This window comes from Rhodococcus sp. NPDC004095 (genome assembly GCF_053604015.1).
In genome coordinates this window covers 32345-47204 of record NZ_JBSGGS010000006.1, presented here as the reverse complement: position 1 = coordinate 47204, position 14860 = coordinate 32345, and the positions used below count along the sequence as shown (strand labels likewise).

Sequence of the window (14860 nt, the reverse complement as noted above, 5' to 3'; positions counted from 1 at the left end):
GCCGGAAACGCTATCGGCCTCAACCGAATCCGGCCAGCAATGTAAGGCTGGCCTACGGCAGTCGGTCGAACGCGGCGTCCAGCCCCGACAGCCCGGACGTGTCGATCAGCAGGTCCCGCTCGAGGACCTCGCGAAACTCCCCGGCGTCGGCGATCACTCGCCGCTCCGTCGCGCCGTCCGCGTGATGGACCGTCAGCCGACGGCCCGCGAGCGCGAACCGGCGGTCGGGGGTGGCGCGGGCTGCCATCAGCCCGGTGACGAACCGGGACTGCGGCCACGTCGACAGGTACCAGTTGGTCGGCTCGTAGTCGATCGGGTGCTGGGGGTGCAGGTCGAACCGGTAGGTGGTGCGCCACTCGTCTTCGACGCGTGCCTGCATCGCCCAGTCGCCGTCCAGGTCGACCAGCCGGAACGGCTCCAGTGGCGTCGGCTGCACGGTGTCCTGCTCGAGCCGGAGCGTCCCGGTCAGGGTCATGCCGCCGAACCCGGTGTCGATCACCCGCCGCTCGTCACCCAGATCCACGAGCAGGAGCATGTGGGTGCGGCCGGTGATCGCGTCGATGTCCGACCCCCACAGCACCCGCGCGGCGAGCGCAGTGACCGTGAAACCGAGATCGAGCAGCGCCGCCCGCAGTAGCAGGCCGTGCTCGAAGCAGTAGCCGCCGCGGCCACCGTCGACGAGCTTGGCCTGCAACGACGCCAGGTCCAACCGGTTCGGGGTGCCGAGGAACGGGTCGAGGTTCTCGAACGGGATCGTGCGGGTGTGGTGGGCCGCGATCGCGTCGAGCGTCGGGCGAGTGGGCGTCCGGGCGCCGTCGTAGCCGATCCGGGACAGGTACGCGTCGAGGTCGAAGGTCACGGCGGCCACGCTATGCGGCCCTGCGGCCGCGCGGGTGACGCAGCCGCCTTGACATTGACGCAGCGTCAACCTGCACGCTTGTCGACATGAACGAATGGTCGATCCAGGAGCTGGCCAAGGCGGCCGGCACCACCAGCCGCACCCTGCGGCATTACGGCGACCGCGGACTGCTGACGCCGAGCCGCATCGGTGCCAACGGGTACCGCTACTACGACCAGGACGCCCTGGTCCGGCTGCAACGGATCCTGCTGCTCCGGGAACTCGGGCTCGGGCTGGACGCGATCGGGGAGGTCCTCGCCGGGCAGCGGGACACCGCCGCCGCCCTGCGCACCCACCTGGAACTGCTCGAACGCGAACGCGAGCGACTCGGCCGCCAGATCGACTCGGTGCGCACCACCCTGCGCAAGACACGGAACGGAGAACCACTGATGGCGAACGAGATGTTCGACGGCTTCGACCACACGCAGTACAAGGAGGAGGTCGAGCAGCGGTGGGGCCGGCAGGCCTACGCCGACAGCGACCGCTGGTGGACGTCGATGTCTCCAGGGGAGCGCGGCGACTGGAAGGCCCTCGCCGAACGCCTCGGCGCGGACTGGACGGCGGCCGCCGCGTCGGGCGTCGCCCCCGACGGCCCGCAGGCGCAGGACCTGGCCCGCAGGCACGTCGAATGGCTGGCCGCGGTGCCCGGCACGCCCGGGTACGGCGGTGCCCCGGTCCGCGAGTACGTCCTCGGCCTCGCGGACATGTATGTCGAGGACGAGCGGTTCGCCGCCAACTACGGCGGCCGCGCCGGTGCCGAATTCGTCCGAAATGCCCTTCACGCATACATGCAGTAGGCGGATCGCCGTGCCGACGGCGCGTGACGCCCTGCGCCCGGTGCGTTTCTGGTGGTCCCGGCCACCAGAGGCACGCACGGGCGGCGCCGCGGCCGCACGCACGTGCGGCGCCGCCGCCGCACACACAGGCGGCGCCGCCGCCGGGTCCGATACCCTGGTTGCCCGTGACCTCCGTATCCCCAGGCTCCGCGACCCCCGGCCAATACGACCTGATCATCGTCGGGTCCGGATTCTTCGGACTCACCATCGCCGAACGGGCGGCGACACAGCTCGGCAAGCGTGTGCTCGTCCTCGATCGTCGGCACCACATCGGCGGCAACGCCTACTCGGAGGCCGAGCCGGAGACGGGTATCGAGGTCCACCAGTACGGGGCGCACCTGTTCCACACCTCGAACAAGCGGGTCTGGGACTACGTCAACCAGTTCACCGACTTCACCGGCTACCAGCACCGCGTCTTCGCGATGCACAAGGGGCAGGCGTACCAGTTCCCGATGGGCCTGGGTCTGGTGTCGCAGTTCTTCGGGAAGTACTTCACCCCGGACGAGGCGCGCGCGCTGATCGCCGAACAGTCCGCCGAGATCGACACGAAGGACGCGAACAACCTCGAGGAGAAGGCGATCTCGCTGATCGGCCGCCCCCTGTACGAGGCGTTCGTCCGGGACTACACCGCCAAGCAGTGGCAGACCGATCCGAAGAACCTGCCCGCGGGCAACATCACGCGGCTGCCGGTGCGGTACACCTTCGACAACCGGTACTTCAACGACACCTACGAGGGCCTGCCCGTCGACGGCTACACCGCGTGGCTGGAGAACATGGCGAAGGACTCGAACATCGAGGTGCGCCTGAACACGGACTGGTTCGACGTCCGTGACGAGCTGCGCGCCGCGAGCCCCGACGCCCCGGTCGTCTACACCGGCCCGCTGGACCGGTACTTCGACTACGCGGACGGCGAGCTGGGCTGGCGCACCCTCGACTTCGAGACCGAGGTGTTGCCGACCGGCGACTTCCAGGGCACCCCGGTGATGAACTACAACGACGCGGACGTCCCGTACACCCGCATCCACGAGTTCCGGCACTTCCACCCGGAGCGCACCACCTACCCGGCCGACAAGACGGTCATCATGCGCGAGTTCTCCCGGTTCGCCGAGTCCACCGACGAGCCGTACTACCCGATCAACACCCCCGAGGACCGGTCCAAGCTCGAGGCGTACCGGCTGCGGGCGAAGGCGGAGACCGAGAACTCGAAGGTGCTGTTCGGCGGCCGCCTCGGCACCTACCAGTACCTGGACATGCACATGGCCATCGCGAGCGCGCTGAGCATGTTCGACAACACGCTGCGCCCGCACCTCGAGTCGGGCGCGCCGCTCGCGGGCGGGACCGGCGAATGAGCTCGAAGAACCTGGTCGAACAGGACACCCTGTTCGACGACCACGGCCTGCTCGGCAAGGCGCTGCTGCAGCGGGTGATCCTCCCGCGTGCCGGGGAGCCGCTCGACGTGCGCACCCTCTACCTGGAGGAGTCGCCGACCAATGCCGGGCGGGCGCACTCGCTCTCGCGCACCGCACTGGCACTGGGCGCCGAGTCCGAGGTGTCGATGTGCAGTTACTTCAACGCGTTCCCAGCCAGCTACTGGCGCCGGTGGAGCGTGCTGACGTCGGTGGTGCTGCGACTGGAACTGTCCGGGCACGGCCGCGTCGACGTCTACCGCTCCAAGGCAGATTCCTCGCGTATCCACGTGCAGGGCAAGGAGTTCCGCGGTGACGCGCAGTCGGCGACCGTGGAGTTCGAGGTGGAGCTCGCGCCGTTCGAGGACGGCGGCTGGATCTGGTTCGACATCACCACCGACACCGAGGTCGAGCTCGTCGCCGCCGGCTGGTACGCCCCGATCGAGGCGCCCGGCGCCGGCCGCGTCGCCGTCGGCATCCCGACCTTCAACCGGCCCACCGACTGCGTCAAGGCGCTCACCGCGCTCGGTTCGGACCCGCTGGTGCTCGGTGTGATCGACGCCGTCATCATCCCGGACCAGGGCACCCGCAAGGTCCGCGACGAGCCCGGGTTCACCGAGGCCGCCGCCGTCCTGGGCGACCGCCTCGCGATCCACGACCAGGCCAACCTCGGCGGTTCCGGCGGCTACAGCCGCGTCATGTACGAGGCGCTGAAGACCACCGACTGCGAACACATCCTGTTCATGGACGACGACATCGAGATCGAGCCCGACTCGATCCTGCGGGCGCTGGCGATGTCCCGGTTCGCGAAGTCCCCGATGCTCGTCGGCGGGCAGATGCTCAACCTGCAGGAACGCAGTCACCTGCACACGATGGGCGAGGTCGTCGACCGCTCGATCTTCATGTGGTCCGCCGCCCCGAACGTCGAGTACGACCACGACTTCTCCAAGTACCCGCTCAGTGACCGGGAGAACTCGAAGCTGCTGCACCGGCGCATCGACGTCGACTTCAACGGCTGGTGGATGTGCATGATCCCGCGCGTCGTCGCGGAGGAGATCGGCCAGCCGCTGCCGCTGTTCATCAAGTGGGACGACGCCGAGTACGGCTTGCGGGCCCGCGCCGCCGGCTATCCGACGGTGACCATGCCCGGCGCCGCGATCTGGCACATGGCCTGGTCCGACAAGGACGACGCGATCGACTGGCAGGCGTACTTCCACCTGCGCAACCGGCTCGTGGTCGCCTCCCTGCACATGCCCGGCAACGGCCGCGGTCTGGTCGTGAACACGGTCAAGGCGACGCTCAAGCACCTGCTGTGCCTCGAGTACTCCACCGTCGCGATCCAGAACCAGGCGATCCGCGACTTCCTCGGCGGTCCGGAGCACATCTTCGACCTGCTGCCCACCGCCCTCGGCGAGGTCCACGCGATGCGCCGGGAGTACCCGGACGCCGTGGTGCTGCCGTCGTCGACGGATCTGCCGCTGCCGTCCGGTGCCGGCGTCGGCGCCGTCGGTGAGCCCGGCAACCCGCTCGCCAAGCTGGTTCGGCTCGGGAAGGGGCTGGTGCACAATGCGACTCCCGCGAACGACGAGCACCACGAGCGCCCACAGCTGAACGTGCCGACGCTCGACGCCCGCTGGTTCCTGCTCTCGCAGGTCGACGGCGTCACCGTCACCACCGCGGACGGGCGCGGCGTCGTCTACCGCAAGCGTGACCCCCGGCAGGCGTGGGGGCTGCTCAAGGAGGCCATGCGACTGCGTCGCGAACTGGCCCGCCGGTTCCCCGATCTCAAGCGCGAGTACGCCGCGGCGGTGCCGTCGCTGACCAGTAAGGAGAGGTGGGAGCGTGTCTTCGGCATCTGAGGTCAAGGTCCTCAACCAGGTGCAGTCCATGATCGGCGCGAACCCCGCCGTGATCAAGGCCGCGCGCGGGATGTCCCACTTCGGTGAGCACGCCCTCGGCTGGGTCGCGGTCGCCGGTGTCGGTGCCGCGCTCGACCGGCCCCGCCGCCGGCAGTGGGCGGGGGTCGCCGTCGGTGCGGTTGGCGCACACGCCGCGTCCATCGTGATCAAGCGGGTGGTCCGCCGGCCCCGGCCGAACGACCCGTCCGTGCAGGTCAACGTATCGACGCCGAGCAAGCTGAGCTTCCCGTCCTCCCACGCCACCTCGACGACCGCCGCCGCCGTGCTGCTCGGTCGGCTGACCGGGCTACCCTTGCCCGCGGTGCTCGTGCCCCCGATGCTGCTGTCGCGGCTCGTGCTGGGCGTGCACTACCCGACCGACGTGCTTGCCGGGTCCGCCCTGGGAGCAGCCTCGGCCGCAGCGCTGCTGCGCGCCGAGCGGAAGTTTGGAGAGAGATGAGCGAGCACCCGACCGAGGTCACTGCCGCCCCGAAGTCGCTGGCCGCGGGAATCGTCAAGGCGGTCCGCCCGCGCCAGTGGGTGAAGAACGTTCTGGTCCTCGCCGCACCACTGGCCGCGGGCTCGGTCACCGAGGCCGACGTCCTGCTGCCGGTCGCGCTGGCGTTCGTGGTGTTCTGCATGGCCGCATCGGGCATCTACCTCGTCAACGACGCGATGGACGTCGAGGCCGACCGCCAGCACCCCACCAAGCGGTTCCGGCCCATCGCGGCCGGGGTGCTGCCCGTCAACATGGCCTACGGCATGGCGGTCGTCCTGCTGGCCGGCTCGATCCTGCTGTCGTTCGTCGCCAACTGGCAGCTGGCGCTGGTCATGGCGGTCTACATCGTCATCCAGCTGGCCTACTGCTTCGGGCTCAAGCACCAGGCCGTGCTCGACATCTGCATCGTGTCCTCGGGCTTCCTGATCCGCGCGATCGCAGGTGGCGTGGCCGCCGAGATCCCGCTGTCGCAGTGGTTCCTGCTGATCATGGCGTTCGGCTCGCTGTTCATGGCCGCGGGCAAGCGATACGCCGAACTGCAGCTCGCCGAACGCACCGGCGCGAAGATCCGCAAGTCCCTCGAGTACTACACCGCCACCTACCTGCGGTTCGTCTGGACGCTCGCCGCGACCGCGGTGGTGATCTGCTACGGGCTGTGGGCCTTCGAGCGCGACCAGGCCACCGGGTCGAACTGGTTCGCCATCTCGATGATCCCGTTCACCGTCGCGATCCTGCGGTACGCCGTCGACATCGACGGCGGCGAGGCCGGTGAGCCGGAGGAGATCGCGCTGCACGACCGGGTACTGCAGTTCCTCGCGCTCGCGTGGATCGGAGTGGTGGGTGTCGCTGTCTACATCGCCTGACATCGGCCGCGCCGAGGAGCACGCGCCACCCGCCCACGACGAGTCGGAGACCGTCTCGGCGCCGGTGGCGCGGCTCGTCTATCTCGGCGGGGTCGTGATCACCGGTGCCCTGTTCTTCTGGGGTGCGTGGCAGCGCCGCTGGATCGCCGACGACGGGCTGATCGTGCTGCGCACCGTGCGCAACCTCCTTGCGGGCAACGGGCCGGTGTTCAACGCGGGTGAACGGGTCGAGGCGAACACCAGCACCCTGTGGACGTATCTGATCTACGCGTTCGGCTGGCTCACCCACATCCGGCTCGAATACGTCGTGCTGACGCTGGCGCTGGTGCTCTCGGTCGCGGCAGTGGTGCTGGCGATGGTCGGGACCGCCGCGCTGTGGCGGGGGCGGGGCCCGGCGAGCACCGCCGGGACGCTGCTGCTGCCCGCCGGGGCGCTCGCCTACATCGCGGTGCCTCCGGCCCGCGACTTCGCGACCTCCGGTCTGGAGAGCTGCCTGGTCATCTGCTGGATCGCGGTGCTGTGGCTGCTGATGGTGCAGTGGTCCCAGCGCGACCCGTCCCCCGGCCGGGTGCTGGTGCTCGCGTTCATCGCCGGGCTCGGGCCGCTGGTCCGACCCGAGATGGTCGTCCTGGCCGCCCTGGTGCTGCTGATGCTGTTCCTGACGCCCGGTACCTGGCGGATGCGCGCGTCGATCGTCGTGGTCGCCGGCGCGGTCCCGGTCGGGTACCAGATCTGGCGGATGGGCTACTACGGCCTGCCCTATCCGAACACCGCGGTGTCCAAGGACGCGGGCGGCGCCAAGTGGGCGCAGGGCCTGACCTACCTGTGGAACCTCGTCGGGCCGTACTGGCTGTGGTTGCCGCTGGCGATCGTCGGCGGCTACCTCGGGTGGCTTGCGTACCGGCGTTTCGGGCTCGGTCTGCCCGGCGACCGGGTCGGCGCGACCGGTCTCGCCCGCCTGCACACACCGTCGGCGGTGGTGCTGCTTTTCGTCGGGACGGGCCTGCTGCTCGGCATCTACTCGGTGCGGGTCGGTGGCGACTTCATGCACGGCCGGGTGCTGCTGCCGGTGCTGTTCTGTCTCATCCTGCCGATCGCCGTGCTGCCGGTGCGGGTGCCGCGGCGCGACCAGTGGGGCCGCACCCCGGCCACCGCACTGTTCGCGGCGGGTTCGCTGGCCTGGCTCGCGACGGTGGTGTGGGCGGTCGTTGCCTCGACCGCGCAGGGCATGCCGAACGGCACGGTCGTCGGAAAGTCGGGCATCGTCGACGAACGCAACTTCTATGTCCTCAACACCGGGCACGCTCACCCGATCCGGGCCGAGGACTACCTCGACTACCCGCGGATGCGGGCGATGGTCGAGACGATCAACAACACCCCCGACGGCGGACTGCTGCTGCCTGCCGCCTACTACACCTACTGGGATCTCGTCCCGCCGCCGGCGCCGATCCCCGAGGGAGGGGCCGGTCACACGGTGTTCTTCCTCAACCTCGGCATGACGAGCATGAACGTCGGGCTGGACGTGAAGGTCATCGACCAGATGGGTCTGGCGTACCCGCTGGCCGCGCACACCGAGCGCCTCGGGGACGGCCGGATCGGGCACGACAAGGCCCTCTATCCGGACTGGGTGGTCGCCGACACCGGCATGGTGGACGTCCACCCGTGGCTGCCCTGGTACCTCGACGAGAACTGGGTGGCACAGGCCCAGGTGGCGCTCACCTGTCCGGACACCCAGGAGTTGCTGGCGTCGTCGCGGGGCGAGCTGAACCGGCCGCTTTTCATCCGAAACTTCAAACGGGCGTTCCACTACGCCGGGTACCGCATCGACCGGGTTCCCGCCTACGAGATCCAGCGGTGCGGGCTGACCATGCCGCCGGAGCGGTAGGACAGCTCACATGGTGGCTACATCACGTTTGTGTAACGCTGGGCGACGGTCAGCGATGTTACTGACGTGTCCGCCTCGGTACCGAGCCTCGGATCAGACAGAAGATCGGGGGCCGAGGCACCGGTTGTCAGGCCACACGCGTTCGCATACAGTCCAGCGAGCGCAGTGTGACCTTGATCAGTTCCACTGTCGGTTCCGCGTGCGCGGGACCGACAGAGCCGTGGCCTAAGTGCCAGACTTCCGGGCCGCTTCGGCGGGCACCGCAGGAGAGAAAGAGAGCAGTATTCATGCGTATTGGCAGGTCGAGGTTCCAGAACCTCAAGCGACGCCTCCTCGGCCTTTCGGCCGCAGCGCTCGTGCTGCCCGTCACCGCTGGTATTGCGGGGACCGCCGTCGCCGGCGCCGCACCGATCACGCATCGCGCGCCGTCGGGTGGCTTCGAAGAGGTGATGGTTCCCTCCTCCATGGGCCCGATCAAGGTGCAGATTCAGTGGGCGGCCCGCGGTGGTGACGCCGCGCTGTACCTGCTCGACGGACTTCGGGCGCGTGACGACCGCAACGCGTGGACCTTCGAGACCAACGCTCTGCAGCAGTACGCCGGCGACAACGTCACCCTGGTGATGCCGGTCGGTGGCCAGTCCTCCTTCTACAGCGACTGGATCGCGCCGTCGAACTTCAACGGCCAGAAGAGCACCTACAAGTGGGAGACTTTCCTCACCGAGGAGCTCCCGGCCTACCTCGAGACCCGCGGCGTCTCGCGCTCCAACAACGGCGTGCTCGGCCTGTCGATGGGCGGCTCCGCGGCCCTGACGCTGGCGGCCTACCACCGTGACCAGTTCAAGTTCGCAGGCTCGCTGTCCGGGTACCTGAACATCTCGGCGCCCGGCATGCGCGAGGCGATCCGCGTCGCGATGCTCGACGCCGGCCGCTTCAACGTCGACTCGATGTGGGGCCCGCCGTGGAGCAAGGCGTGGCTGCGCAACGACCCGTTCGTGTTCGCCCCGCAGCTCAAGGGCCTGTCGCTGTACATCTCGTCGGCCAGCGGACTGCCCGGTGAGTACGACAACCCGCGCAAGCCGATCGACTACTACAACACCGCCAACGGCATGGGCCTCGAGGCCCTGGCCCTGGTCAACACCCGTGCCTTCCAGGCCCGGATGGCGACCCTCGGCATCCCGGCGACCTACAGCTTCCCGTCGAACGGCACCCACTCGTGGCCGTACTGGTCGGCGGAGCTCTTCAACGCCCGCACGCAGATCCTCGACACCTTGAACGCCTGGTGACCGGATCGCCCAGGCGATGACGACCCGGATGCCGCCCTGCGCGCCTTCTCGACGCTGCAGGGCGGCATCCGTCATTTGAAGGGCATGTAACAAACGGCACACGCCACCGCGCGTCACAGGCTTCACACCAGCCCAACGTGTACAAATGGGCACACGAGTGTTCAGGTGTCACATGGGCACGGGTGAGTCGGGGCAGGCCGACAGCCGCCGGGTTCCGCGGGACCGGGCCGACAGCAGAAAGAGAGTCACCGTCACATGCGACCAACATCGAGAAAGTTGGGGGTGCGTTTCGGGGGAAGTACCGGATCGCACGAGCGACGCCGCCGCGCGTTGGCGCTCGTGGCGGCGGCGCTCGTCCTCCCGACCGCAGCGGGCCTGACGACGGCCGCGGTCGCCTCCGCGGCACCGTCGACGACCACCCCGACCGCGACCACGACCACGCCTGCGGTCACCCCGGCCGCCGAGACGTTGGAGCCGGTCGAGAAGACGACCGCGGCGCCGACGACGACCTCGAAGGCGGTGGCCCCGACCACCACCACGGTCGCCCCGACCACCACGACGGTTGCGCCCACGACGACCACCACGACGGTGGCCCCGACGACCACGGTTGCGCCCGCGCCGCGGGTGATCTCCGCCCGGTCCGCGGCGGCGCCGTCCCGGTCGATCCCGGGTGTGTCGAAGGTCCAGTGGATCACCGACCGCCGCGTCGCGCTGTGGGTGGACTCCGCGGCGATGGGTGCACCGTTCCAGGTGCAGATCCTGCTGGCGCGGGACTGGAACGCAAAGCCCGACGCCACGTTCCCCGCGCTGTACCTGCTCGACGGTCTGCGTGCCCGCGATGACGAGAGCGGCTGGACCATCGAGACCGACGCCGCCAGCTTCTACGCCGACAAGAACGTCAACGTCGTCATGCCGGTCGGCGGCCAGTCCAGCTTCTACTCCGACTGGCTCGAGCCCGACAACGGCAAGTTCTACCAACTCGAGACGTTCCTGACCAAGGAACTGCCGTCGGTGCTGCAGAACAGCTTGCGCACCACCGAGACCCGCGGCGTCATCGGCCTGTCGATGGGCGGCACGTCGGCGATGTTCCTCACTGCCCGCAATCCCGGGTTCTTCAAGTTCGCGGGCTCGTTCTCCGGCTACCTGAGCACCACCTCGCTCGGCATGCCGCAGGCGCTGCAGTACGCGATGAACGACGCGGGCGGCTACAACGTCAACAAGATGTGGGGTCTGCCGACCAACCCGCTGTGGGCCGCGCACGACCCGTACATCCAGGCCGAGAAGCTCAAGGGCACCAGCCTGTACATCTCCAGCGGCAGTGGCATGGCCGGTCCGTACGACCAGCCGTCGGGCATCCCCGGGGTGTCCACGAACTACGCCGGCATGGGGCTCGAGATCCTGTCGCGGCTGACGTCGCAGTCGTTCGCCACCAAGCTGAACAAGCTGGGCATCCCCGCGCAGGTCAACTACCGGCCGTCCGGCACCCACTCGTGGCCGTACTGGCAGTTCGAGATGCACCAGGCGTGGCCGCAGGTGGCGAGCGCCCTCGGCGTCGACGCCAGCGCCCCGGCCTGCGGGGTCGGCGGGGCGATCGCGCCCGTCGCGAACGCGAACCCGTGGCTGAGCGGTTGCGTCACCGGTGAGTATCCCGTCGCAGGTGGAGTGGCCCAGGACTTCCGCAATGGCCGGATCTTCTTCTCCGGCAGCACCGGTGCACAGGTCGTGACCGGCATGATCGGTGGCGAGTACCAGGCGATGGGCGGTCCGTCCGGTCCGCTCGGCCTGCCGACGACCAGCGAGTTCGGTACCCCGGACGGTCGCGGTCGTGGCAACCACTTCCAGGCCGGTTCGATCTACTGGACCCCGCAGACCGGCGCGCACGCCGTCCGCGGCGCCATTCGGGACCTGTGGTCCTCGCAGGGCTGGGAGACCGGTCCGCTCGGCTACCCGGTCGGTGACGAGATCAACACGCCGAACAAGGACGGTGCGGTCCAGGGCTTCGAGATCGGAGCCATCTACTGGAGTCCGACCACCGGCGCCAACGGCGTCCAGGGTCTGATCATGAAGAAGTACGGCGAACTGGGCTACGAGAACGGCTGGCTCGGCTTCCCGAAGACCAGCGAGCAGGGTCCGATTCGCGACGGCGGCCGCTACAACGTGTTCGAGAACGGCAACATCTACTGGAGCCCGCTCAGCGGGGCCTGGTCGGTGAAGAACGGACCGATCTTCGACGCGTGGGGCAGCCAGGGCTGGGAGGGCGGCAGGCTCGGCTACCCGGTCGGTGACGAACGTCCCATCCCGGGCGGCACCCAGCAGGACTTCCAGTTCGGCAACATCACGCTGATCGGCGGAAAGGCCGAGATCCACTAGTGGGACGGCCGCGGGCGGGCCGGGTTCGCGCGGCGAACCCGGCCCGCCCGCGTCGGTACCCTCGATACCGATCACCCGGAATCTCCCGGCCGCGCTCGCCGACAACACCGTCGGCACGTCCCGCCGATCACCGCATAGGACTGTGACTACATGCTCGTTTCCTCCCGTACCCCGTTCGCCCGGGCGCTGGCCGTCGGCGCGTTCGCCGTCGTCACGGCCGGCGTGCTCGCCGGCTGCGGCAGCGACGACTCCACGGCGTCCAGCACACCGACCCTGACCACCGCGGCCGGATCGGGATCGCCGACGGTGCCTCCGCTGGCGACCGGCATCGAGGTGCCCGCCTACACGACGCCGTCGGTGGCGGCGACCGCGCCGCCGGAGACCCCCGAGGCGGTGCCGAGCGGTTTCCCCGGTCCCACCGAGGCGCCCGCGCTCGACGACCGCGGCCGCGCCTACCTGGAGGCGTTGAAGAAGGGCGGGGTGACCCCGGCCGACAACGGCGACATCGCCATCTCGACCGCGAACTACATCTGCGCCGCCAAGGCGAGCAACGTCGCCGACGAGGAGATCCTGGCGTACGTGACCGGTATGGCCGGAGTCGAGGCCGGGTTGTCCGGGGCGACGCCGTCCGAGGAGGACGCCGCCAAGGCCGCGCGTGTCTACATGGACGCCGCGCAGTCCACCTACTGCAAGTAACCGATGTCAGCCGCACGTAAGGCCCGAAGTCGCCTGCTGAGGATGCTGATCGTCCTGATCACCCTGCTGCTGGTGGCGTTGGTCGCGCTGGTGGCCTGGTACCTGCTCGCGGGCCGGGTCCCGAAGCCGCCGGTCACGCCGCCGGGGCCGGAGCGGCCCTCCGCGCAGCCCGCGAGCTGTCCCGACGTCCAGGTGATCGCGATTCCGGGCACCTGGGAGTCCAGCGCGACCGACGATCCGTTCAATCCGACCGCGAACCCGGCCTCGTTGATGCTCAACGTCACGAGGCCGCTGCAGGCCGAGTTCGGTGCCGAGCGCGCGCAGGTGTACACGGTGCCGTACGTGGCGCAGTTCTCGAATCCGATCGCGCTCCCGCCGGACGGTCAGACGTCGTACAACAAGAGTCGTGGCGAGGGCACCGTGAAGACCACCGAGGTGATGGCGGCGATGCACGCCGAGTGCCCGCTGACGAGCTACGTGCTGACCGGGTTCTCCCAGGGTGCGGTGATCGCCGGGGACGTCGCCGCGAGCATCGGCGCGGGCACCGGACCGGTCCCTGCGGACCAGGTGCTCGGGGTCGGCCTGATCGCCGACGGCCGCCGCGACCCTGCCGCTGGGCAGGGCGTCGGGCCGTCGGTCGCCGGTGTGGGCGCGGAACTCTCACTCGCCGGGATCAAGCTGCCCGGGATCACGATGACCGGGGCCAGGCCGGGCGGATTCGGGGCGCTGAACGACCGGGCGGTGCAGATCTGCGCGCCGTCGGACGGGATCTGCGACGCGCCCGGCGAGGCGTTCAAGCCGGGGAACTGGATGGCGAGCCTGTCCCGCCTCCTGGAGTACGTCAACAATCCTGTGCATGCGCTGTACAACAGCTTCGTGGTTGATGGAAACGGCACCACGGCGACTCAGTGGATGACAAACTGGACCGCCGACAAGGTGCGGTCCGCGCCCACCCCTGCTCATGAGTAGGGCCATCCCTGAGCACAAATAGGGGAGGGGTATGAGTAACAGATAGAGTGGCCAACCGGCCACCAGCCGTTTCAGCACCGCCATTTTTCAGGAGAAGTGATAGATGAGTTCCGCCGACGCACCCGCGCCGCGCAAGTTCCGGTTCGCAGCCGGAGGCGAGGGTAACGCCGAGGAGGGCGGGGCGCGGCGCTTCGTCAAACTGGCCCAGAAGGCCGAGGAACTCGGATACGACTCCTTCATGATCCCCGACCACCTGGGCAACCAGGTCGGTCCGATCGCGGCCCTCGGCGCCCTTGCCGTCGCCACCGACAAGATCAGGCTCGGAACGGCCGTGCTGGCCAACGGTTTTCGGCATCCCGCCATCCTCGCGAAGGACGCCGCGACCATCGACGTGCTGTCCGGTGGCCGGCTCGAACTCGGTGTCGGCGCGGGCTGGATGAAGGACGAGTTCGACAAGGCGGGGATCGAGTACGAGCGCCCCGGCGTCCGCATCGAGAAGCTCGAGGAGAGCCTGCAGATCCTGGACACGCTGCTGCGCGGTCAGGAGTGCACCTTCGAGGGCAAGCACTACCGGATCGACGGGCTGAAGGGCAGCCCGCGCCCCCGTCAGGGCCCCCGCCCGCCGATCGCGGTCGGTGGCGGCGGCCCGAAGATGCTGGCCCTCGCCGCCAAGTACGCCGACATCATCTCCGTGGCCTCGCCCAGCAGCAAGGAGGGCAAGATGCTGCTCTCCGGGATCACGATGGAGGCGACCGCCGAGCGGGTGGAGCGTATCCGCGAGGCCGCCGGTGACCGCTTCGGCGACATCGAGCTGAACTGGACGATCACGGCCATCATGCCGACCGACGACCGCGAGTCGATGGCGGAGATGGCGCTGGCCGCGATCGCCAACGGCTACCCGCCGAACATCGAGGCCGATGTCACGCTGACCGTGGAGGACATCTTGAACTCGCCCTATCTGGCGATTGGCACCTACGAGGAGATCGCCGACCAGATCAGGGCTGTTCGCGCCCGCACGTCGATGTCCTACGTCGGCATCTTTCCGACCCAGATGGAAGCATTCGCGCCGGTCATCGCCCAGCTGAAGGGGGAATGACCCGGCCGGGTCTGTAATATTCCGTTGGTTTGGGGTGCGTAGCAGATCGTTGTCGAAACGCGATCTGTGTATTGCCACTAGACATTGTTTGCATGATCCCTCGCGGGAGCAGGGACTGAAGCCCAGCTGTGCGCGATCTCGGCACGTGGGGCTTGCCTTGG

General features: G+C 69.0%; 13 protein-coding genes. 11 read left to right on the top strand and 2 right to left on the bottom strand.

All coding sequences use genetic code 11. The features are described from left to right. Positions 1-52: 52 nt before the first annotated feature. On the bottom strand, positions 53-859 hold the full coding sequence (locus ACWEPG_RS13255) for an arylamine N-acetyltransferase family protein (protein ID WP_452594555.1): 807 nt from the start codon (positions 857-859) through the stop codon (positions 53-55). A gap of 86 nt (positions 860-945) precedes the next feature. Between ACWEPG_RS13255 and ACWEPG_RS13250 the strand changes: the two genes are divergently transcribed. The 7 genes from ACWEPG_RS13250 to ACWEPG_RS13220 all read left to right on the top strand — a co-directional run bounded on the left by ACWEPG_RS13250 (position 946) and on the right by ACWEPG_RS13220 (position 9568). Then, positions 946-1695: a TipAS antibiotic-recognition domain-containing protein gene (locus ACWEPG_RS13250; RefSeq protein WP_450112640.1), complete on the top strand. Its 750-nt coding sequence runs from the start codon at positions 946-948 to the stop codon at positions 1693-1695. 164 nt (positions 1696-1859) lie between these two features. Further along, the gene (gene glf, locus ACWEPG_RS13245; protein ID WP_450112641.1) at positions 1860-3083 is read left to right on the top strand and encodes a UDP-galactopyranose mutase; all 1224 of its coding nucleotides are present in this window, start codon (positions 1860-1862) and stop codon (positions 3081-3083) included. Beyond that, positions 3080-4999, top strand: a complete 1920-nt coding sequence (locus ACWEPG_RS13240) for a glycosyltransferase (protein ID WP_450112642.1) — start codon at positions 3080-3082, stop codon at positions 4997-4999. Before glf ends, ACWEPG_RS13240 begins: the two co-directional genes overlap by 4 nt. 28 nt (positions 5000-5027) lie before the next feature. Next, a complete protein-coding gene (locus ACWEPG_RS13235; RefSeq protein ID WP_452594683.1) occupies positions 5028-5498 on the top strand; it encodes a phosphatase PAP2 family protein in 471 nt (156 codons plus the stop codon). Continuing rightward, a complete protein-coding gene (locus ACWEPG_RS13230; protein ID WP_450112644.1) occupies positions 5495-6400 on the top strand; it encodes a decaprenyl-phosphate phosphoribosyltransferase in 906 nt (301 codons plus the stop codon). The genes ACWEPG_RS13235 and ACWEPG_RS13230 overlap by 4 nt, the downstream gene beginning before the upstream one ends. Then, complete coding sequence (gene zomB, locus ACWEPG_RS13225) at positions 6378-8285, top strand: flagellar motor control protein ZomB (RefSeq protein WP_450112645.1); 1908 nt, start codon at positions 6378-6380, stop codon at positions 8283-8285. The genes ACWEPG_RS13230 and zomB overlap by 23 nt, the downstream gene beginning before the upstream one ends. 287 nt (positions 8286-8572) lie before the next feature. Next, complete coding sequence (locus tag ACWEPG_RS13220; protein ID WP_450112646.1) at positions 8573-9568, top strand: alpha/beta hydrolase; 996 nt, start codon at positions 8573-8575, stop codon at positions 9566-9568. A gap of 251 nt (positions 9569-9819) precedes the next feature. On the opposite strand, the gene ACWEPG_RS13215 is transcribed toward ACWEPG_RS13220, so the two are convergent. Beyond that, a complete protein-coding gene (locus ACWEPG_RS13215) occupies positions 9820-10263 on the bottom strand; it encodes a hypothetical protein (RefSeq protein WP_450134210.1) in 444 nt (147 codons plus the stop codon). Here ACWEPG_RS13215 and ACWEPG_RS13210 point away from each other — a divergent pair. The 4 genes from ACWEPG_RS13210 to ACWEPG_RS13195 all read left to right on the top strand — a co-directional run bounded on the left by ACWEPG_RS13210 (position 10157) and on the right by ACWEPG_RS13195 (position 14699). Further along, positions 10157-11938 carry an alpha/beta hydrolase-fold protein gene (locus tag ACWEPG_RS13210; protein ID WP_452594682.1) on the top strand — a complete coding sequence of 594 codons (1782 nt, stop codon included), beginning with the start codon at positions 10157-10159 and terminating at the stop codon, positions 11936-11938. The genes ACWEPG_RS13215 and ACWEPG_RS13210 overlap by 107 nt on opposite strands. Before the next feature lie 150 nt (positions 11939-12088). Beyond that, a complete protein-coding gene (locus ACWEPG_RS13205) occupies positions 12089-12634 on the top strand; it encodes a DUF732 domain-containing protein (RefSeq protein WP_450116733.1) in 546 nt (181 codons plus the stop codon). A gap of 3 nt (positions 12635-12637) precedes the next feature. Next, positions 12638-13603 carry a cutinase family protein gene (locus tag ACWEPG_RS13200; RefSeq protein ID WP_450116734.1) on the top strand — a complete coding sequence of 322 codons (966 nt, stop codon included), beginning with the start codon at positions 12638-12640 and terminating at the stop codon, positions 13601-13603. 103 nt (positions 13604-13706) lie between these two features. Next, complete coding sequence (locus tag ACWEPG_RS13195) at positions 13707-14699, top strand: LLM class F420-dependent oxidoreductase (RefSeq protein WP_450116735.1); 993 nt, start codon at positions 13707-13709, stop codon at positions 14697-14699. The last annotated feature ends 161 nt before the right edge of the window (positions 14700-14860 follow it).